The 21,109-nt window shown below is 50.1% G+C and carries 18 protein-coding genes; 5 read left to right on the top strand and 13 right to left on the bottom strand.

Annotation, left to right across the window (positions count from 1 at the left end):
• Nucleotides 1-83: 83 nt before the first annotated feature.
• Entirely contained in the window at nucleotides 84-482 is a 399-nt protein-coding gene (locus tag AAHB90_RS03835) for a hypothetical protein (protein WP_342083582.1), read from the bottom strand.
• A gap of 165 nt (nucleotides 483-647) precedes the next feature.
• On the bottom strand, nucleotides 648-1,226 hold the full coding sequence (locus AAHB90_RS03830) for a Crp/Fnr family transcriptional regulator (RefSeq protein ID WP_342083581.1): 579 nt from the start codon (nucleotides 1,224-1,226) through the stop codon (nucleotides 648-650).
• A 501-nt stretch (nucleotides 1,227-1,727) separates the two neighbouring features.
• Between AAHB90_RS03830 and AAHB90_RS03825 the strand changes: the two genes are divergently transcribed.
• Nucleotides 1,728-2,132 (top strand): nuclear transport factor 2 family protein, encoded by a 405-nt coding sequence (locus AAHB90_RS03825; protein WP_342083580.1) that lies wholly within the window; start codon nucleotides 1,728-1,730, stop codon nucleotides 2,130-2,132.
• A 780-nt stretch (nucleotides 2,133-2,912) separates the two neighbouring features.
• On the opposite strand, the gene AAHB90_RS03820 is transcribed toward AAHB90_RS03825, so the two are convergent.
• The 6 genes from AAHB90_RS03820 to AAHB90_RS03795 form a co-directional block, all read right to left on the bottom strand.
• On the bottom strand, nucleotides 2,913-4,325 hold the full coding sequence (locus AAHB90_RS03820; RefSeq protein WP_342083579.1) for a sulfatase family protein: 1,413 nt from the start codon (nucleotides 4,323-4,325) through the stop codon (nucleotides 2,913-2,915).
• 1 nt (nucleotide 4,326) lies between these two features.
• Nucleotides 4,327-5,793 (bottom strand): sulfatase family protein, encoded by a 1,467-nt coding sequence (locus tag AAHB90_RS03815; RefSeq protein ID WP_342083578.1) that lies wholly within the window; start codon nucleotides 5,791-5,793, stop codon nucleotides 4,327-4,329.
• Nucleotides 5,794-5,805: 12 nt separating this feature from the next.
• Nucleotides 5,806-7,284 (bottom strand): RagB/SusD family nutrient uptake outer membrane protein, encoded by a 1,479-nt coding sequence (locus AAHB90_RS03810; protein WP_342083577.1) that lies wholly within the window; start codon nucleotides 7,282-7,284, stop codon nucleotides 5,806-5,808.
• Between the two features lie 23 nt (nucleotides 7,285-7,307).
• Entirely contained in the window at nucleotides 7,308-10,703 is a 3,396-nt protein-coding gene (locus AAHB90_RS03805; RefSeq protein ID WP_342083576.1) for a TonB-dependent receptor, read from the bottom strand.
• Nucleotides 10,704-10,895: 192 nt separating this feature from the next.
• Entirely contained in the window at nucleotides 10,896-11,849 is a 954-nt protein-coding gene (locus AAHB90_RS03800; RefSeq protein WP_342083575.1) for a FecR family protein, read from the bottom strand.
• An 87-nt stretch (nucleotides 11,850-11,936) separates the two neighbouring features.
• Nucleotides 11,937-12,518 carry an RNA polymerase sigma factor gene (locus tag AAHB90_RS03795; RefSeq protein ID WP_342083574.1) on the bottom strand — a complete coding sequence of 194 codons (582 nt, stop codon included), beginning with the start codon at nucleotides 12,516-12,518 and terminating at the stop codon, nucleotides 11,937-11,939.
• Nucleotides 12,519-13,230: 712 nt separating this feature from the next.
• Here AAHB90_RS03795 and AAHB90_RS03790 point away from each other — a divergent pair.
• The gene (locus tag AAHB90_RS03790; RefSeq protein ID WP_342083573.1) at nucleotides 13,231-13,521 is read left to right on the top strand and encodes a carboxypeptidase-like regulatory domain-containing protein; all 291 of its coding nucleotides are present in this window, start codon (nucleotides 13,231-13,233) and stop codon (nucleotides 13,519-13,521) included.
• Between the two features lie 119 nt (nucleotides 13,522-13,640).
• A complete protein-coding gene (locus AAHB90_RS03785; RefSeq protein ID WP_342083572.1) occupies nucleotides 13,641-14,051 on the top strand; it encodes a TonB-dependent receptor plug domain-containing protein in 411 nt (136 codons plus the stop codon).
• On the opposite strand, the gene AAHB90_RS03780 is transcribed toward AAHB90_RS03785, so the two are convergent.
• From AAHB90_RS03780 to AAHB90_RS03770, 3 genes are read right to left on the bottom strand one after another with little or no spacing between them, the layout of a single operon-like run.
• Nucleotides 14,039-15,769: a tetratricopeptide repeat protein gene (locus AAHB90_RS03780; RefSeq protein ID WP_342083571.1), complete on the bottom strand. Its 1,731-nt coding sequence runs from the start codon at nucleotides 15,767-15,769 to the stop codon at nucleotides 14,039-14,041. The genes AAHB90_RS03785 and AAHB90_RS03780 overlap by 13 nt on opposite strands.
• A 25-nt stretch (nucleotides 15,770-15,794) precedes the next feature.
• On the bottom strand, nucleotides 15,795-17,273 hold the full coding sequence (locus AAHB90_RS03775) for a hypothetical protein (protein ID WP_342083570.1): 1,479 nt from the start codon (nucleotides 17,271-17,273) through the stop codon (nucleotides 15,795-15,797).
• Nucleotides 17,274-17,295: 22 nt separating this feature from the next.
• On the bottom strand, nucleotides 17,296-17,493 hold the full coding sequence (locus AAHB90_RS03770) for a hypothetical protein (protein WP_342083569.1): 198 nt from the start codon (nucleotides 17,491-17,493) through the stop codon (nucleotides 17,296-17,298).
• Between the two features lie 168 nt (nucleotides 17,494-17,661).
• Between AAHB90_RS03770 and AAHB90_RS03765 the strand changes: the two genes are divergently transcribed.
• Both AAHB90_RS03765 and AAHB90_RS03760 read left to right on the top strand, forming a co-directional pair.
• Nucleotides 17,662-18,507, top strand: coding sequence for a relaxase/mobilization nuclease domain-containing protein (locus AAHB90_RS03765; protein WP_342083568.1), 846 nt, complete (start codon nucleotides 17,662-17,664; stop codon nucleotides 18,505-18,507).
• Between the two features lie 56 nt (nucleotides 18,508-18,563).
• The gene (locus AAHB90_RS03760) at nucleotides 18,564-19,034 is read left to right on the top strand and encodes a hypothetical protein (RefSeq protein WP_342083567.1); all 471 of its coding nucleotides are present in this window, start codon (nucleotides 18,564-18,566) and stop codon (nucleotides 19,032-19,034) included.
• Nucleotides 19,035-19,197: 163 nt separating this feature from the next.
• On the opposite strand, the gene AAHB90_RS03755 is transcribed toward AAHB90_RS03760, so the two are convergent.
• Together AAHB90_RS03755 and AAHB90_RS03750 are read right to left on the bottom strand one after the other, a co-directional pair.
• Entirely contained in the window at nucleotides 19,198-20,289 is a 1,092-nt protein-coding gene (locus tag AAHB90_RS03755) for a hypothetical protein (RefSeq protein WP_342083566.1), read from the bottom strand.
• 3 nt (nucleotides 20,290-20,292) lie between these two features.
• Nucleotides 20,293-21,084, bottom strand: coding sequence for an RNA polymerase sigma factor (locus AAHB90_RS03750; protein ID WP_342083565.1), 792 nt, complete (start codon nucleotides 21,082-21,084; stop codon nucleotides 20,293-20,295).
• Nucleotides 21,085-21,109 lie beyond the last annotated feature (25 nt).

The following is a 21,109-nucleotide window of genomic DNA, read 5'->3' as shown; positions in this document are numbered from 1 at the left end:
GGGCACAGAAGGTGTCGAATGATGTAAGGCAAGAAATTAGATTGACAAATATCAATTCGTGCTATTAACTGCCAGTGACCAGGTTATTCAGCGTTTTGCTTTCCCGCGGCCAGATCCTGGTACAGACCAATTACTGTTTCATTACCTAAAAGCAAGTGACAATAGATAAATGCATTACAAACCATTTCGATGTTGCCCAGTAGTTTAGCCCCTGAATTTTGCATCAGTAATATCATCTCGTCAAGATTTTCGACTTTATAGCCTATAACTACATTTGTGTTTTTAAACAAATATTCAGGATACCACGATCCCGGTCCGTAAAACTCCATGATTGTTCCATCCTCCATTCGATATACTGCAAGGCCTGCTTCAATCGGTATTCTCTTTAATTTAAGCCCATCGGACAATAATGTTTTAAACAGCTCACCATCGGCAGTATCCGTTTTTACGGAGATCCGACTTATCTTTCTAGTCTTTTTCATGTCATTCAATTATTTTGAGCAGCGACTGGCAGGCCATTTCAACGATACGGCTAGGTCGGTTTCTACCGGCAAACAAAATTGAAAGATTAAAACCACTTGAAAATTGACATAAAATAAAATAGCACTTGATTTATATCAAGTGCTATCAACAGAGGCAGAGTGAGTTTAGCGTTGAGCGATCTGTTTTCTGACCCGGCTTAATGTTTCTGCGGTAATGCCTAAATAAGATGCGATCATGCTTTGCGGAACACGCATGTTCAGATGAGGGAATTTTTCCAGGAGGCTTAAGTATTTTTCCTCGGCGGTCAGGCTGAGGAAGGTATGGATCCTGTTTTGGGCAACGAGGAAACTTTTTTGTAATATGGCGTTGATCATGTTGTTGAACGCAGGTACCTCAAAACATAACTGGTCAAATTTCTCCTTGCTGATCAGGGCCACTTCTGAATCTTCGATTGCATCGATATTGTAGATTGACGGCTGACCAGTTTGAATGCTTTCCCGGTCGCCAATCCACCAGTTTTCTATGGCGAAATTTAAGATATGTTCGATCCCTTTTTCGTCGACCGTATAGGTACGTAAACATCCCTTGGTGACAAATGCGTGGTTCCTGGTGACATCGCCTTCCTGACTGAGATACTGTCTTTTTCTCACTTTTTTTATAACCGCAGCTGCGGTAACTTTTTCCAGTTCCTCGGCTGTGTAGCTGCCTTTTGCTTGTAAGTATGTTTTAAAAACCTCGATCACTGCTTGTCTATTGTGGCGTTAGGTAAAAGAACCAAATATATTGAAGAAATATTGTAAAAGGAATTTATAACGCAACAGTTTAATTGACTTATATCAATATCATTTTTTAATCTTTATCAATCTGTCTGAAGTTGATCTTTGTCGATTCTCATAAAAATCAACAAGTTAACAATCAAACTTTTGCCTATCTCATTTCCATGGTAATTCCTGGTCCAGAACTGGATCAGGTTACAAGCAATCCTAATCACGTGTTTTACAGTAAGCGTCTATAACGCATGGAGAATGACATTGCACAACCAGCGTGATGATACCTACTGCTGTTTCTGTAATTGATAAACTGGAACACCACATTATGATTAGAATCAAACATATCCATGGCTGGCATCAAAGCGGGATTGATATAAATCAACCTTATTTCTTACGATAGGTCAATGGGCGTGGCCATTAAACAAGCCATTTTTACAGTATTAAAACAATCTAAAACATAAAAAATTCAGAGACATGAAAACTGCAAAAGAATTATTGCTAGACTATTTGGAAAACGTGGGAAACCCTGATTTTCAGATCGAACTATTCGCCGATGACGCTGTATTTGAGTTGCCCTACCTGGCCAGCCTTGGTATACCGGCCCGTTGGGAAGGCCGTGAAGTGCTGTTCAACTTCTTGAGTAACCTGCCCAAGACATTTCCCGGATTCAAATTTAAAAACATTCAGATCCATATTGACACACCTGATCAAGCTTTTGGTGAGTATGAGGCAACGGGCATTATTGCGTCAAATGGCAAAGATTACGCTCAACACTATATGGGCCGGGTCGTAGCGGAAAATGGTAAAATTAAATTGATTCGCGAAGCTTTGAATATGGTGCCGGTTATCAGAGACATTAAAGGTATCGTTATTAGCTAACGATCAATTGGCCTGCTCAGATGAGTTGTCAACGGTGGGGTTTTCCGATTTGGGCCATCCTTATGAAGAAATCCTGATGTTATACCAATCTTCCGTGGAGCTACCGTTCGCTAAAAGTCTCAAATATGCTAATAATCCACGTGGAGAGGGTTAACTGTCTATTTCCAGTCAAGATGGGACAAGGACAGAATAAGATTGCCGTCGCTCGATGTCAGGGCTAAACTTAATTTGGTAAACTAGGTAGGTTACGGGATGTTGACTTGACTAGAAGCAGAAAGTGTAGTAGCTCTATAGTTCCGCTACATCTTGCAGTCGGCAAAATGTAGGACAAAAGTATCCGTCCGATAGAACCATCTTTTAGCATATTAGTATAGTTTGTAATCTTGTTTCATGAAAAATGAGACTGAAAAAATGCGTAAGCTGTTACAAGCCAACCGTGCAGTCTTTTTAGCGTTTTAAAAGTACTACACGGTTAACGCTCATAAGTTTTGGGTGTTTTTGAAAGTTTTGGTGGTAAGCCCAAACAAAAACCCCTGTTTAATTAGCTTAAACAGGGGTTTTGAGTGATTTGAATAGATATCCGTGGAGATGGGGATGCAAATCGAACAGCTAACAAGATTCCTAACTCTTATAAAAGACATTAAGTTAGAGAATTGAGCAATCTTCCGATCCCTTTACGATAAAATAAATTGTCGATCCAACTGATTCCATATGTATGGCTCTTGGATTCGAACCCCAGTGGAATTCGAAGATCATTTAGTCTTTGACCTGCTGTATAGATTATCGCACCTCTTTTTTGAGCACTTCATAGCGTGTGCGCATTTGCGAAAGCTTTTGCTTGTGTGCTTCGTTGTGGGCAAGATTCGCGGTTTCATGGGGGTCTTTGCCGGTATTGTAAAGCTCTTCGTAGTCGTGCTCGATGTATTTCATGTATTTGAAATCCTGCCCGACCACACCCTCCACTTTCGGCAGACGCGGGCTTCCGAGATAGGTGTGTTCGTAAAAGAAATCCTTTCGCGGCGCCACTTTGCCGCTGACGAATTGCAGCAGGTTTTTACCCTGCATTCCGGCCGGTACTTCCGCTCCGGCCAATGCAAGCATTGTAGGCGCCACGTCAATGTTGAGCGCAACCACGTCCGACTTTTTGCCAATGAGGTTTTTGGGTAAAGACGCGCCCGAAACGATCATCGGCACGCGGATCGATTCTTCAAAGCCAAACCATTTCCCTTCCAAACCATGCTCGCCAAGCGAAAAGCCATTGTCGCCCATGAAAATGATGACAGTGTTGTCGTAAATGCCCTTTTGTTTCAGCTGCGCTACCAGGTTACCCACTACTTCGTCTACGCCGGAAATCAGCCGGTAGTAGTCGCGGGTGGTTTCCTGGCGGAGTTCCTCGGTTGCAAAAAGCGGCTTCCAGCGATCCCGGCCGATGTTTTTATCGGTTCTGAAAAAGTCGGGGTGCTTGTCCCAGTATTTCGGGTCCGCTGTTTCGGGTTTGGGAATGGCGGCATTTTTGTACAAATCCTTAAAACGCGCCTGCACCGGATAGGTCGGCGGGGTGCCGTCGAGCTCGTGCGGCGCTTTGAAGCTCACCGAAAGATTGAACGGGCCCTTGTCTGCAAACTGATCGATAAACCGTGCAATGTCCGTGTTTACGCTATCCGTGTGGTGCACCATTTTGCCGCTCTTGTTGATCAGCTCATATACCGGCTGCCTTTCCTTCGGGCTCGACCAGTAGTCGAACAGCGAGTCGGGCTGGTTTTTGACGTCAATGCCCAGTTTTCCGACAAAGCCGAGCTTATATCCCTGCTTTTTCAGCAATGCGGGATAGGTTTGTGCGAGCGCCTCGGGGCTGAAATCGGTCGTAAAATCATTGATTTTATGCCTCGATTCGTATTGCCCGCTCATGATGCTCGCCCGGCTCACGCAGCAGATCGCCGTCGTTACATAGGCTTTCCGGAACAGTATGCCATTGTTTGCGAGCGCGTCGAGGTTGGGGGTTTGGATGATTTTGTTGCCCATCACACCCAATGCATCCCACCGGTGATCGTCGGTGAGGAGGAAAATAATATTGGGCTTTTTGGGATCGGCAGCTTGCTTTTTTCCAACCATCCAGGCGGAAATGGCCGGGACAATGCCCAGCATGACAAGCATTGCCAGCCGATGCATATTCGTGAGTGTTGCTCTTTTCATATTATCTGGTTTTCAGTTCTTCGTAATAAGAGGCCGGACGGAGGCTGTCTTTGTGATCATAGTAATAATTCCAGCGTTTCATATACACATCCGCGGGCTGGAAATCGTCGTCGATGTCTTTCAGCATGGTGGTCAGTTTCGCTTCTAGCTCCGACTGTATCTTTTTGTACTCCGGCTTGTCGATCAGGTTGTTTTGCTGATAAGGATCGGCTTGGTTATCGTACAGCAGCCACGGCCCGTTCAGACGGCGCGTGTAGGTGTACCGCTCCGTGCGCACACCGCGGTATTCCCTTCCGCCGTTGCTGAAATTGTATTCGTGAAAAGGCACTGGCAATGTAATCAATGCCGCATCGAGCGGATATTTTTCGGGTTTTAAAATACCTGCTGAAACGTCGGTGCCCTGCACGCTGCCGGGGATTTTAATGCCACTCAAACTGAGCAAAGTCGGCAGGATATCGGGCGTACCGAGTGGCTTTGAAATGGTAATGCCTTTTTTGCCCAGCTTTTCGGGGTAGCGGATGAGCATCGGCACCAGCGCCGATTCGTCCCAGGGCCGCTGCTTGCGGAACACGCCGCGGGTGAGGAGCATATCGCCGTGGTCGGAGGTGAACACGACAATTGTGTTATCTGCAATGCCTTGTTTTTCAAGCGCCTCCATGAGCTTTCCCGTCATATCGTCCAGCGCCGTGCAATGCGCGTAGTATTGGGCAAGCACTTTTCTGGCACTGTCCTGCATTTCAGTGGGCACATTCGGGCGTACCTTGATTTTGGCGGGATCGTACATTTTCTGGTATTTCTCAGGCGCCGTTTCGTAAGGATTGTGCGGCGGGCCCCACGATAGCACCAGCAGGAAAGGATTTTTGTCCGATCTTTTAATAAAACCAATGGCGCTGTCGGTCTGCGGAAATGCGTCGTAGCCTTCCCAATGGACCTTTTTATCATTTTCATCAAAATAGAACGAATTGTTGTAATCGTGCGTCACTTCGCGGGCTTTCCAGTAGTCGAACCCTTGCCGGCGCTCGCGCGGTACTGGCTTGTCGCGCGCGCTGAACGGGCCTTCGCCATTTTTGTGACCGTTCACGTGCCATTTGCCGATGTAGCCTGTGCGATAGCCGTTTTCCTTGAAGATTTTGGCCATCGTCACCGCATTGGAAGCCAGCGGTTTATCATTATAAAACAACCCGTGCTTTAACGGATATTGCCCCGTAAGCAGCGAGGCGCGGTAGGGCGTACAAACGGGCATGGTGGACACGGCTGTTTTGAAATTCACACTCTGGCCCGCCAGCTTGTCGATATGCGGCGTTTTCACATCCTTGTTCCCCGCGTAACCCATGGCTTCGGCCCGCCATTGATCGGCCAGGATAATGATTACGTTCGGTTTGGCCGCCTTCGGCTGCTTCACCCGCACCGCGAAAACGGAAGCGAATGCAACTGCCAGAATAGATGCGGTTTGCAATATCTTTTTCATAGAAATCAATAATTAATAGCCTGGATTTTGTTCGAGTTTGTTGACCAGCACCTGCTCTTCCGGCACGGGCGCGAGTAATTTGAATGCGTCCATTTCATAGGCGGCGGCATATAAAAACGACTTTTTAGCCTTCTCCCTCGCGCCGTGCGCACTCATTACTTCCAATGCTTTCCCAGTGCGTTTGAGGTCGTACCAGCGCTGGTTTTCAAAACAAAATTCCACTTGGCGCTCCTTGGCGATCAATGTAGCGAGTTGGGTTTGGCTGCCTGCGGCGATGGCTTTGGTGAGTCCGGCGCGGGTTCTTACCTGCTGTATGAATGGGACCGCTTCGCCTGTTCTGCCTTGTTCGTTGAGCGCTTCGGCATACATTAATAAAACGTCGGAATAGCGCAGGATGGGCATATTGTCGCCGGTGCGATCGTCGGGCGCGGAAAGCGGTGCTTTGAACTTGTTGCAATAGGGGATATCCTTCACCACCGCGTCCCAATCCTTGCCCCGCCAGATCGCGATCGAAGCGGCTTTGCGCTTGTCGCCTGCTTCGAATGCATTGATCAGATCGTCCGTAGGCTGGTTCCAGCCGCCGCCCACGAGGTTGATATTCGGCCGCTTGGTAATTTCTCCGGCCGACGACCACGGTGCAAACCAGAACAGAAACCGGTTGGCAAGCTCCACATTGTTTTCCGAATATTGCACGGAGAAAATGGTCTCTTTGTAATCCTTGTTCGCGGGATTGAAAAGATCGTCGTAAACCGGCAGCAGGCTGTATTTGCCTAAATTCATCACCTGTTTCAGTACCGTCTCGGCCAACGCATATTGTTTGGTGGTGAGATACACTTTACCCAACAATCCCAGCGCGGCGCCTTCGCCGGCGCGACCGTTTTCCTCCACATCACGCGCGGCGGCAAAATGTGCAGCAGCGGCTTTCAGATCTTCGGTAATGGCCGCATAAACTTCCTGCTCGCCTGCCCTCTTGATCCCCACCGCTTCCTGCGAACCAATCGGTTTTAGAGCCAAAGGCACACCGCCATATTGCCGCACGAGGTTGAAATAATACAATGCACGGAGGAACTTCGCCTCCCCGGCTGTGCGCTCTTTGAACGACATTTTGGACCAGGTCACTTCCGGCCGGTCGATCTCGTTGAGTAACTTGTTGGCGCGGGTGATCCCATTATAGGAAGTGTTCCAAAAGCTGGCGTAAGCCACATTGCTGGTGGACATGATAAACTGGTCGATCACGCCTTTGGAAGCCTCGCCGGTTACATTGCTGTACTGGAAACTCGCATTGTCCGAAGGCAGCTCGGCCATCACCCAGTGATCTACTTTTTCCAGGTTGCGCAACGGCACGTAGCAGCCGTTTGCGAGGAGGATAAACTCGGTTTCGGATTTATAGAAGTTGCTTTCGTTCAGGGTCGTTTCCGGGTAGAGCCGCAGAAATTCATTATCGCAACTGCTCAATATGCCTGCTATCAGCAGAATAAATAGCTTTTTCATTTCAGTCAAATTTCAATTAATGATTAGAAGCTCAGATTAATACCGCCGGAAACGGTGCGCGCCAGCGGGTACGACGACATGTCAATGCCAGGCGCCAGCGTGTTGCTCACATTCGCACTTTGTCCCTCGGGATTGGCCCCGCCGTACCTGGTAAATGTGGCCAGGTTTTGGACGGTGGCATAAACGCGGCAGCCTTTGATAAAGCTAGTCGCTTTCATCAGCCGACCGGGCAGGTTGTAGCCCAATGTGATGTTGGAAATGCGCAGATAGCTCGCGTCCTCTACCCAAAGGTTGGAAACCCGGTGGCCCAGGCTTGGGGTCAGTTTGGGGATTCCGTAATGCCGTCCGTCGCCCGGATTGTCCGCATTGCGCCAGCGGTTGGTCCATTCCTGGCTTACATTGAAAAACCCTTGCAAGTTGTCTACCGTTTGCCGCAGGCCGTTCATGACCTGCCCGCCGTATTGTCCGTTGACGATTACATTCAAACTGAAACTTTTGTAGGCCAAGCTGTTGGTTACCCCGTAAATGAACTTCGGCTGCGGGTTTCCGATAATCGTATAATCGAGCATGTCCGTAATCACGCCGTCTCCGTTCACGTCGCGGTATTTGATATTTCCTTCATACACCTGCGGCGTTTTGATGATGTTCGGATTGGCAATGTCTTCGGCGGTGTACAACCCTTCAAAAACATACCCAAAAAACTGTCCGATCGGTTTGCCTACTACCGACACGTGGGTGGCGTTATTGTCATTATTTCCGGCCAGGATGCGGTCGCCGTTGTCATTGAGCGAGAGCACTTTGTTTCGGTTGATGGCCATATTCAGGTTCACATCCCACGTGAGCGCACCCTGCACAGGCGTACCGCCAAGTGCGATTTCGACGCCGGTGTTGCGGATGTTCCCTTTGTTGACGGTTTGCGAAGTGAAGCCGGTAATGGCCGGGATCACGTCCGGCAGCAGCATGTTCATGCTTTTACGATAATAATAGTCCACCGCCAGCGAGAGGCGGCTGTTGAACATTTCAAGATCAGCGCCCACATCGATCTGATTGGATTCTTCCCAACCTAAATAAGGATTGGAAAGGCCCACGGTAGCCGCAGTAACCTGTTTATTTCCAAACACATAAGCCCCCGTGCTGATCGCCGCCAGATGCGAGTAGTTACCGATGTTATTGTTACCGCTTTTGCCAAAACTTGCCCGCAGTTTCAGGTTATTGATGGATTTGACATCCTGCAAAAACGCTTCCTCAGAAACACGCCAGGCCGCTGCTACCGATGGGAAAAATGCAAATCTGTTGTTTTCTCCAAACCGGGAAGAACCGTCGGAGCGGAATGTAGCCGTGAGCAGATATCGGTTTTTGAAAGCATAATTCAATCTTCCCAAATACGAAATCATACTCCATTCATTCACATCCTCACCCCACACACTAATGCCCTGCGCGCCGTTAATGGTCTCGATCAGATCGTTCGCATAAGGGCGCGCGGTGAGGGAAATGCCCGTGCCGCGGAATTTCTGGGTGGTGTATCCCAAAAGCGCATTGATCCGGTGATTGCCGAATTCTTTTTCATAGTTCAATGTATTCTCTACCAGCCAGTTGAAACTCTCTCCATTGGCTTTGTACGCAGCGCCGGTTCCCGGCACCGGCGGCGTATTGGGCGCTCCTACCGTGCTGGGTACATATTGATTGTATTTGGATGTGTACCAAATCGTGTTGATCGAACTTTTCAACCGCAGCTCCGGCGTGATATCCCACTCGGCGAACGCAATGCCGAGGTTCTGAAAATCGCGCTCGGACTGCACCGTTTCGCGCAGCACAAAAAGCGGATTGGCAAAGCTCCACGCCGAGTGGTACTTGCTTTGCGGCGAGGTAATGTAGGGGATCAGGTTCCCATTCGCATCGTAAGGCGACATTACCGGATTGGCCCAGTTCGCCACGCCGAGAATATCCCCGCGGCTTTGGTTGGTAGCAGTACGTTTCTGATTAATGTAAGTCGGTTGCAGCGATGCGCCTACTTTGATGACTTTTCCCACTTTGGAATCGAAACCAATGCGGGCACTGAAACGCTCGACGCCCGTGTATTTTACAGTACCTTCCTGGTCGAAATACCCCAGACTGAATGAAAGCAGTGATTCTTTGGAGCCTTTTTGCAAGCTGAAATTGTGGTCCTGGATCGCGGCGGATTGTAAAACCAGGTTGTACCAATCGGTGCCGGGTCCTTTGAGCGCGTCCAGGTTCCGGTAGGCCTCGGGATAATCGTCAATCGTGCCCGGCCGGTTTTCCAGCCTTCTCACCGCAATGTCAATGCGGTCGCGCTGAAATTCGGCAAACTCGCGCTGGTTCATCAACTGCGGGCGGCCGCGTTGCGGCACGGTTTGCACGCCGCGCATGGACGATACATTCACTTCCGTGCGGTCGTAGCCGCCTTTTTTGGTCGTGATCATAATCACGCCATTCGCCCCGCGCGACCCGTAGATCGCCGTCGAAGAAGCGTCTTTTAAAACCGTAACCGATTCAATATCATTGGGATTAATAAAAAGCAGCGGATTGGTATTCGCATTCAGGCCCGAGGAATAGGGCATTCCGTCCACCACGTAAAGCGGCTCGTTACCCGCGCCCAGCGAGCCGCTGCCCCGGATTTTGACCGAAGTACCCGCGCCCGGCGCGCCGGACACCTGCTGGATTTGCACGCCGGCGACCTGTCCCATCATCTTCTGATCGATAGTCGCCACCGGCAGCGAGCGCGTCGTGGCGGGGTTCAACTGGGCCACGGAGCCCGTCAGGTCGGCTACCTTTTGGGTCCCGTATCCGATTACTACCACTTCATTGAGCTGGCTGTTGTCCGGAACCATCCGCACGTCCAGCCACGACTGTTCGCCGACCGTAATTTCCTGCGCCTGGTAGCCTACAAACGAGAACACGAGCACGCTCGTCCTGTAGTCCGCGGTGAGGCTGAACTTGCCCTCTGCATCCGTGGTGGTGCCCTTGGTGGTGCCTTTGATGGCGATATTCACTCCCGGCAGTCCCAGCCCTTTTTCATCCAATACCGTTCCCGAAACGCCTACTTCGGCTTGGCTGTCCCTGGCCGCCTTATTCGTTTTTTCGGCTGGTTTGATGATAATGTAATTGCCCTGCAAATCGTAGGTAAGGTTGGCCGGAACCAACAGGTTATCCAGCACCGACTTTAATTTTTTGTTCTCGAAATCCGCATTCACCGGCCGGGCGGAGCGGATTGCCTCGGCTGAGTAGAGGAACTTTACGCCTGTTTTGGCAGTCAGCTGGTCCAGTGCCGAAGTGAGCGGCGCATTCTGTACGCGGAGCGTCACGAACTGGTCGAGGAGCTTCTGGCCCAGCGCCTTTTCGGGTGCGGCCACCACGGTGGTAAGTATTCCCAATACCAGCAAAAGGGCAGATACTTTCATGGCACAGCCATATAATCGTTTGGTAAACGATATCGATTTCATACTTTTATAAAGAATTAATGTTTGTAACCGGTGAGGTGCAATTGGTTTCCTAGGCCTGCATTTCACCTTTGTTCAGCACTGGTTCGCCTCCCTGTTCGCGCAGGGAGTTTTTTGTTCAGGGTGATTTATTGGGTTGCATATCGAAAGGCTTTAATGACATTCCGTTCCTGAAAATTGAAAATCCTTCCCCGAGCCGCTGAGCTGCGCCTGCATCATCACAGCCAATGCGCCCAACGCTTCCTGCACCGGTTCATTGCCGATATTGGCATACACCCGGCATTGCGCAATCGCCTCGGCCACCCGTATCCGCACATTATAGCGGCGTTCCAATGCAGCCGCCACGGTTTTGAAGGTTTCGTCTTTGAAATTCAGCTGCCCGTTTTGCCAGGCCAGTATTGCGGCTGAGTCGATGCTTGCTTTTTGTAGCCCGGCCGCTGTGCCCACTGCAAGCTCGCCGGCAGTCAGGATCATTTGATCGTTGGATTTTGCCCGGTTTTGGACGGAAACCTTGCCCGATACCACCGCCACCCGGGCAATTTCCTCGCCGGGGTAGCTGTCTACATTAAAACGGGTACCAAGCACCCTGATTTGCAGCTTTTGCATGTTGACGATGAATGGTTTACCGTTTTGACGGGCTACATCAAAAAACGCCTCGCCGGTGAGCGAAACCTGCCGGCTGTCTTTTTCAAAAACCGAAGGGTATGTTAAAGCGCTGCCGGCGTTGAGGGTGACCTGCGTGCCGTCTTCCAGCCTTATCTTTTTAATTTTTCCGAACGGGACCTTTATTGCTGTGTAGGTTGGCCGGGCAGTGCTGAGCAAATCCTTGTTCAAGACAAAAAACAGGCCGGCGCTGATTGCAAGTATCAGCATCGCCGCCGCGCTGTATGCCCGCCATGCCGGGAATCCGGCCGGTCGGGCAGCAATGTGATTGTTAATACCCGCCGCAATGTCATGCTGGATGCGTTCGGCTTCCGTTGCATTAAGCTCGTACCAGGAATCCTGCCCGACCGACTCGTCGTAAGCTTCGAGCCAGCGGCGCTCCGCCTCGGTGGCCGTGCCGTCGAGGTAGCGTTTTACCAGATTTCTGAAATTTGCTTTGTCCATATTTCCTGCTTGTAATAGGTAGTAGGGCAAAACCGGAAATCTCCCACGCCGTACACAAGAAAATTTTTACACGTGATTGCCGGGGACTTACAGGAAGAGCATCAGGCTGAGCAGCGCCGATTTAATGAAATGCACCGCCTTCAATAACTGGTTCTGGACGGTTTTCTGGGTGATGTTTAGTTGATCGGCGATCAGCGCGGTAGGGAGTCCTTCATCAAAGCGGAGCTGGAAAATTTGCTTTTGTTTGTCCGGCATGCGGGCAATGAGATGGTCGTATTGGCCCAGGAGTTCATTGTAATGCAAGTCGAAATCAGTGGCGGGTGCAGGTGGTTCGCTGGTTTCCAGTTGTTTGAAATATCTGTCGCTCACTTTGTTCCGCGCGATCAGTGAAAATACCTGATTCCGGACGGCAGCCATTAGATAGGCTTTCAAATCCACCACTTCCATTTTCTGGCGGTTGCCCCACAGACTCACAAACACATCCTGAACAATATCCTTCGCCTGATCTTCGTCCGCAACCCTGCGCATGGCGCTTTCAAAAAGGCGCTGCCAATACCTGCCGTAAATCACATCAAAAGCCGACTGCTCACCACGGCGCAACGCCAGCAGCAAGTTTTGATCAGATAACCTGTCAGGATCAGCATCAGCAAAGAACCCGGATAGATACATGAGAGCGCCAGACTTTTATAAGCAAAGTTTAATTATTTCACAAAATACTTCTAGTGGAAAATGGAATGTTGCGCTAAAATATAATCTATTTACTTAATAGGCTAACTAAACTTTATGTTTCCTAGCTTTAAATGCAGAAACAGAAATGTATTTGTAGTAATAGCGTTGATAGCAGCTACGCGGCTGGTATTGTGTATAACATCTACCTGGGTGAAAGAACACCAGCAAACAAGTTATCTCAAACTTGATTGTTGAGCGTCCAGATATTGTGGTTGCGATAAATCATCAAACATGATCCCATCAAAAGTTCCTTTCCTTTCAATAACCAGCGGCAAGGTGACCGCAGTGGAACCCCAGCCTGATTTCGCCTCCGATACTTGCTAATGCCTGATCAACAAAATTATTAAGCTACTTACTCTATAAAACCAATATTTCGTATATATTTTTCCACTTCGGTTGAAAGCCGCTCTGATTCAAGGCGGGTCATTTCCCCTAGCTACACACTCTTGCAAATCCCCATCAATCATCTAATCCATTATATAACAACCATTTACAAAAACCCATCCTGATTAAAAAAGTCGACTGCAAGCATGCTCTGCGCCGCGGCATTCGCCGTACTCCTATTTTTCCAATCCGCTTTCGCCTACGCCCTTGGCGCATTAACCGGAAAATTTCCGACGAGAAAGGAGAAGGCATTCCTGGCGTCAGCATTTTGCTGAAAGGTTCCGGAAAAGGCACTTGCACGCTGGCAGATGGCACATTCACATCGGACGGTGTGGATGAAGGTTCCGTTTTAACTATTTCCTTCGTCGGGTACGTTACCCAGGAGGTGACAGTGGGCAACCGGACCACGCTCGACGCCACGCTCGTTTCCGACCAGAAATTGCTGAATGAGCTCGTCGTGGTCGGCTACGGCGAACAGAAAAAGGTGAATGTGATCGGCTCCGTGTCGCAGATCGACTCGGACGCGCTGGAAAACCGGCCCGTCATGCAGATAAGCTAGGCCATCACCGGACAAATGCCCGGCGTAACCGTCACGACCGGCTCCGGCCGGCCAGGCGCGAACGGAGGCACGATCCGCGTCCGGGGCGTAGGCTCGTTTGGCCGGACGCGCTGATCCTCGTGGATGGTATCCCAAGCACGCTCAACGACATCAGCCCGGATGATATCCAATCCATCTCTGTATTGAAAGATACCTCATCCGCAGCTATTTACGGCGCACGGGCGGCAAACGGAGTAACCCTAGTTACCACCAAAAACGGCGGTTCCGGCAAAGCAACGGTGAGCTACAACGACTACGTGGGTTTCAACGAACCGACCCAGCTGCCCGATTTAGTCAACTCCTGGGAGTATTCGGAAATATTCAATATCGCTTCCTGCACCACGGCCTATTCAGCCGAGGACATTGCCAAACTCCGCTCGCAAGCCGACCCCGATAATTTTCCCTATACTAAATTAATGCAAAACTCGTTTTTCGGCATAAAAGACAGCCGCTTTTTCGAGCACTCGTCAATGATTCGTCAAAGCGGATAAAGCGCTTTATCCCCCTGTTTTACCACTTCGTTCAGCTCCGCAGCCAGCTCTTTCGCTTTCCCGGCGTCACCTTTCTCTTTGTAAACTTTGTAAAGCCCCCACAATGCATTGGCGCTGTTGGGGCGCTTCCGGGCCAGGTCTTCGTAAGCTTTAATCGCCAGATCGTATTTCCCTGCTTTCAAATACACCTCTCCGAGGCTGATCAGCACCGGTCTTGCATAGGAAGGCGGCTCGCTGTAACCCAGTTCGTGTTCTTTCTTTTGAGCTATTTTTAGGATCCGGATTGCGTCATCGTCATTGTTTTCGAGGCTTTTGATCAAGCCCTGCAATTCCAGCGATGCTACATTGAGATCCCCGAGCCTTCTGGCGGCAATCACCTCGTCGGAGGATGATTGGGTGCTGTTGCGGAATGAATGCGCGTCGAGCGCGTCGGAGTATTTCTTTGCTTCTTCGACTTTGCCGCGTTTGACGGCGTCCATGCCCAAAGCAAAATAGTACAGACCGTCCTTGTAGCCGATTGCCTTGCCTGTAAAGATGCTGTCCTTGTCATTGATCAGTTTCAGCCGGTCGGCGGCTTTTTTATAAAATCCGAAGCAGAGCTCCATTTTGGCAGGAGCGATAACGCCCTGGTAAAAGAACCGGCCTTCGTATTTGGCCTTGCGCTCTTTGGTTACCGGCATATTTTGCAGCTTCTCGGCGTAATAGAGGGCCGTTTTGTAATGCCCGTTCTCGGCGCTGTTCGACAGAAGGTAATTGAGATTATGGATGTAGTTCCAGGTGTCGACTTCGGGGATATGTTGTTTCTTCATATAAATGGAATCCACCGCAACCGCTTCCAGAAACGCCTCGTGGGCTTTCTGATACTGGCCCAATTTGTAGTACACATGCCCCGGCATATGTACCATGTGAGCCGCGCCGGGTGTGAGCAAGCGGATGCGCTCGGAGCTTTTAAGCGCTTCGTCGGGACAGCAGTTTTCCATCAAATGGATCCAGTAATGATGCGCGCCCGCATTGTCCGGGTCTGATTTGAGCACGTCCCGAAGCAGGTATTCGCTGTAAATCTGGCCTTCGCGCGGGTTCAGCTCCACGTCGTAGCCGCTCATTTTGCTCAATGCGAGAAAAAGTTTGGCATCCACGTCATCAGGGTATTTGTGCACAATGATTTCGAGCCTTTGCTGGTATTGCTTGCGGCTGTTCTCGCCGGGGGCGTCGCGGAGCAGAATGGCTTCGGCGTAAAGCTTTTCGTGCTCGTTAGCCTTGTCTTTCAGCGCTTTCAGTTTCCTGACTGCCAGTTTTTTGTCATTGTCAAAATCAGCCCCTTCGGTGGCTCCGATGGCGCTGTACAGGCCCCAGTAGGGCATTACGGCCGAAGAATCGAGCCGGATAGCTTCCTTAAACGAACGATAGGCCTCGAAATCCCAGAAATCGTGCAGGAGCGCCACGCCCTGTGCAAAATACTTCTGCGCCTGCTCGGATTGGGTCGTAATTTTTAAGTTGGAAGTGCCGATGCCTTCGAGGAATTGCGCGGGCGGCAGGTTGTGGACGTAAGCGGTCTCCTTGCGGTAGGCCTGAATGTGCTCCAGGTGGTTGTGGGTAAACTCGTTTTCGTCCACATGGTGCGCGTGATCGTGTGCACTTGGTTGCGCCTGTCCCTGCCGGTCGCGCTGGGCGAAGGCGGAAAAGGAAATCAGGCAACACAATACAAAAGAAATTCTCATTGTTGACAGGAATAAATTCTAAAAATCAATAGGAAGTGGCCGAGATCGCCGCCCGGTCGACGGGCTGGGCCTGGGTTCTGGATTTGGTCAATGCGTAATCTTTGCGGACCCGGTCGCGCACCACGTAAATGGAATCGCGATGGTCGTCCAGGCCTGAAAGAATGATGCGGTCCTTCGAAGGGCGCTGGAAATGCCAGGCCAGCGGCGGAATGCTGTCGGTCTTCGCGGCAGGTTTGCGGGCCCTGCCACCGCCGTCTTCTTCGCTTTTCGCCCGGTTTTTATCTTGCAGCAGCAAGGTTTGTGTTTTCAAATCGGCGTCGTAGTAAAAGAACCTTCTCCCCCCGCCTATGCCCGCCAGCTCGTAGCTGCGATCGACGTCCTTCGTCTGCGGCGTGCCATTTGCAAGCGAAATGCTCACCGGCCGGTTCACCTGGTAAATCAATGTTGAGAACTTTTCAAAAACCACATTCTGCCAGCGCACCGTGTCGAGCGGGGAATAGGGCAATGTGCGGTTGTTGATTTTGAATTCAGTGACGTGGTAAAAGCCGGCCGCGTTAGCCAGACCGGGCGTTTTGGGTTCTTTGAGACGTAGCTGGTTGTAATGCATATCGTAACGGAGCCAGCCGTAAACGAATATAAAGCCGATCACGATCGCATATTTCAGCCCGAACAGGCCGTGGGTAAGCCATTTGGCATTGTATGCCGGCACATATTCAACTGGATTGACATTTTCTTCACGGATCAGCAGCTTCCACACATAGGGCACCTCATGCGCGAGAACAAATGCCGAAAGCAGCGAGAAATAAGCGCTGTACACATGCACGCCGCCGTCATAGGCATGGTTGGCATGGGCAATATTGTACAAAACGCCCAGGTTAATCACCGCTCCCAGCACAGAAGTCGCCCTGAAAAACATCAATGCACCCGCAAACACCTCGATGAAACCCAAAAATACCTCGTACCAGATCACCACGCCCACCGACTGCCAGTAGATTTTGTAGGCGGTGTACTCCCCGATGGTCGCTTCCAGGTTGGATATCGAAGGAAACGGCATCTGCATCGGATACAATTTCAAAAAACCGAATGCAATGATGCCGATACCAATGCGGTAACGGGCAAAAGTCCTGATCCAGTAGTAAAGTTCGTTGTACCCCTTCCGTTCGCGCTTGCGGACGGCCAGCGTCCAAACAGCTCCCGTAACGAGGGCGATCAGCAGCGCCACGCCCCAGTCCGCGTAGCTCGCCAGGCCCCAGCGGCCGCTTTCGCCCGGTATCTTCACAAAATCGACCCGGTAACCATTTAATGCCGAGAAAAATTCGAACAGTGTTTTAGCGGTGAAAAACTTCGTGTACCATTCCACACTCAGCGGAATGATTAGCAGCCCGAAAAAAACCACCGCTACGCGGAAAAGGATGCGTTCCCAGGCGGCCCATTCCGGAAAAGTATTCTTCGCTGTTGCCGCCGCCCGTTCCGGCCTGGGCTTATCGAGTTGTATGTCAGCCATTGTGTTGCTGTTTAATGGTGTCTCAATTGATTCTGATAGGTCGCCGCCGCCCTTCGTGGAGTAGGTATTTACGGTCTGTTTTCGAGAGCACAATCCGCACCGAATCCTGGCTTTCATTTCGTCCCGACAGCACGATCGTAGCCGAATCCGGGCGGGTGTAGCGAAAATGCAGATCCGGCGAAGCGCTTTTGCGGGCGTGGAGCGTCAGTTCGTGGAACAAGGTATCGAGCTCGTAGCTGTAAAAGTGCCTCGATGCATTGCCTGCAAGCTACTATACTGCGCCCTTGCAGGATATTGCGCCAGCCTGGAAAACCGAGGCGGCAGATTTCGCCTCGGTCCACTACTAGATTGTAAATGCGGTCAAAGAATTCATCCGGCAAACCAGCAGATGATCGGAAAAGCAGGACTGGGCAGCTACGCCAAAGGGATTTTGGAGTACCGCTATTATCAGAAGGGGCAGCAAACCATGGCAGACCAGCAGAGTGAGCAGCAAAGCGTCAGGGGGGAGCTGGTCTACATTCAGAACCTTGCCCTCAAAACAGGGCCCGATGGGACGCTGGATCTGGACTACCTTGCCCGACAGTACACAGACAACCACTCCAAGAACAAGAAGCTTACCAAATACGTATGGCATCAGACGTTCAGCTTTTCGCCCGGCGAAAAGCCCGGCATTGACAAGATCATGCGGATCTGCAGAGAATTTGCCAAAGAGTTTGGCTTTGAGCAGAACCAGATGGTTGTTTTTAAGCACCAGGATTCAGCCAACGAGCACTTTCATATTATTGCCAACCGCATCAATTATAACGGAAAGAATACGGCCGATCATTTTAAAAACTATGCGCGGACCGGCAAGTTCTGCCGCAGGATGGAACATGAGCTCAGTCTTGTGCCGACGCATGATATGCGGATCAACCGCACCCTGGGCCAGCAGATTCATTTAGCAGACAAGGCGCATTTAAAGCTCAGATCCCTGATTGATCATTTGATGCCCCAGGTCTCTTCAATCCAGGAGTTAAAAGGGCATTTACTGGGGCACGGATACAAGACCTATGTGGGGCGGGGCATCGCATTTTTCCATATGCAGACTAAGATGAAGATAAAAGGTTCTGATATCGGCAGGGATTACTCGCTGGGTTTGCTCGAAAACCGGATTGGCTTTCATGCGACGACAACCCTAAATCCGAAGCTTAAAAAGAGGAAAAGAAAGCGGAAAGCATTAGGGCTTCATTTGTAACTGATAGGCTAAACCAAACCCATGCCTTATTTTAGCCCAAAATAACCCATAACACCATGAAGCCAAGAGCAATTAAATTCTTTTCCCCAGAGGAAAACCTACCTAAAACCAAACAGGCCAAGGCAGCGCCGCTGCCGGCTGGCTACATTTCCAGTTCCGGCAAGCTTGTTTTTCCGGCTGCCGTGCTCGCAGGTCTGGGAATCGATCCAGCGTCTACCCATTTCAAAATCGGTACACAGGATGGAAAGCGAAAAATTAAATCCATGTATCTTGTCCCGGCAGTGGGTTCTGATCAAACTTTTTCCTTCGAAAAAAGTGGCCGCGGCCATGTAATTCCGCTAGCTATTATCCTGAAAAAAGGGAACGTCAATTTCGAGAGCGAAAAGCTGATCTTCAAGATTTCCACTTTTGACTTTGATCAGGCTACCCAAGTCTATGAGCTGACGATTGAAACCGAAACGCCCAAACCGGAATACACCGGAAAGCCGCGTGGCAGAAAGCCCCGGAAAGCGGTTGATCCAAAATAGAACAGATAAAAAATGCAGGTAACCGCGACTGGTTACCTGCTTGATTCGGGTCACATTTGCTTACTGATTAAATTAAGCTAACCCAGTTGTATGCGCCCTTCGGCACTTAATGAAACCGCTGGTGGTTTCATCCTGCGGCTGTACAAGCAGCCTCTGTGAAAATTCATTCGACCAGCACGGCGATGCCTGCTTTTTCGGCCTTGCGTTCAATTTTTTGTTTAAGGCCGTAATATCCCCAGTTGCGAAGAAGGAACGGGTCCTCTTTGGCCTGCTGCTCCTTCTCTGTCTGATCTACCAAAAGCAAAGTCGCTGCTTTATTTTTCAGGCATACATCGATTAACCTCTTACTATATACGTGCTGCTTGTGGGTGACATACCGTTTCTCTGATTGCACTAGATTCTCTATCGTTGATTTGCGGAGCTGCCTCCGGCTATTTTGGTTCATAAAGGCCATTGCTTTTTTCTTCCGCCGGATGGCAGCCTGGATCGCAAGCCGCTTGTAGAGATACTCGTCCTTGGTGCCGATCGTGTAACGCTTGGTGCCGACCGAGACCATGATCGGATAGTCCAGCGACAAGCTCGCCTCGGCGATGATATCCTGGTCAAGCTCATGCTCGCCGCGTTCCGTCTGAAAAACGGCGAGCATGAAAATCTTTCCTTTGTCTAACGCCAGCGAGCTTGTGCAAAGCTTGACCTGACCAGTAGCCAAGCGCTGGAGTATTTCCCGCTTGTCATAGCCTGCCTTGCCCAGGTATGTTTTGAAGGGAATGTCAAATAATAAGAAATGGAATACCGCTCCTTCCCTAGTGCTTCTTAGTTTCTTGACATCAGTCCCTTTAAATGGGATCGGGATTTCCCTTCGGAAACTGGGCATTGCGCTTTCGCCGCTGGCCAGCGACTTGCTCATCTTGTTAAAGCTGGCGACCAGGTTGCCATTCAACGCGCTCATGATGTGCATCGGGATACTGCCTTTGTAGTTTTGAGCGAGCACCTGGTAGCTGGTGTTCATCCTTGATGTCGACAGCATCCCATACTCGTCCTTTTTGATATTGGCGAGTCTTGCCCGTACGCCTTCGGTCAAATAGAGCATTTCCCTGAGCTGCTGCTGGACGTAATGGTGAGTAAAGATTTGGTTGGCGGCTTTAAAACAGGTGTACCGCCACTGGTAGAGTGTATCGATAATCTTGTTCTTTTGATCGATGTCGTCCGAATCGATCAGAAGGCGGATCTTCCGGGTAGTGAACAGCTTTTCCATGATCTAGCGGACATTTTGTTTCCAGTGATTTTTGACAAGCTGATATGCTTTGATGTAATGTTGCTGTACCTGGGTCTGCGGGCAGCCTAATATCGATGCGATGTCGGCAAAAGACTTCTTCTGATCTTGCCTGAGCTCGAACACCGCCGCCTGCTCGCTACTCAGAATATGCTCGTAAGGATAGGGTTGCCTTGCTTGCCTTATAGGCTCGGTCGTGCGGGGCGCTACCATCCTTTTAAGCTCCTCTACTGCTTTTTGGATTTCGCTGGTCACATGCAACGTACTGGCTCCTATTCTTTTGGCTACCTCGCGCGCGCTGTGTCCATCCTGAAAATGAAGGCTTGCGATCAGCTGGCGCTGTTTGGGCAGAAATGAGATTGCTTTCGAGATTTCACTCCATCGTTTTTGCTCTGTGCCATCTTTGAAATAGCCCTCCAAATCTGGCTTTTCACCCAGGAAAGGTTCCAAGTGGTCTATTTCTGTCATTTTCCGGTATATCTGATATGCCGGTTTTTGCACTTGCTTTAACACTTGCCAACGGAGGTTAAGGCGAATAAACCGGTACGCATGAGGCAGGCTTTCAATCTTATCGCGGTGTGCCCAGACTTTAAGGTAACATTCGTGCAGGATGCAGCTTACCAGGAACTCGTCATTGACCAGCCTTCTACCAACGTAAAGCAGGCTATCATAAGTCCGCCTGTAAAAATAATTAAGTGCCCGCTCGTCACCGCTGCGAAAAAGCAGAAGGTAAGGCTCGTTGAGTTCGGATGTTCTAGACAGTTCATGAAGTGCCATAGCATAGACAATAACTTGGGCCAGC

Source organism: Dyadobacter sp. OTU695, from assembly GCF_038440355.1.
Classification (GTDB): Bacteria; Bacteroidota; Bacteroidia; order Cytophagales; family Spirosomataceae; genus Dyadobacter.
The sequence above is the reverse complement of the archived record's forward strand: the minus strand, read 5'-3'. Positions and strand labels throughout refer to the sequence as shown.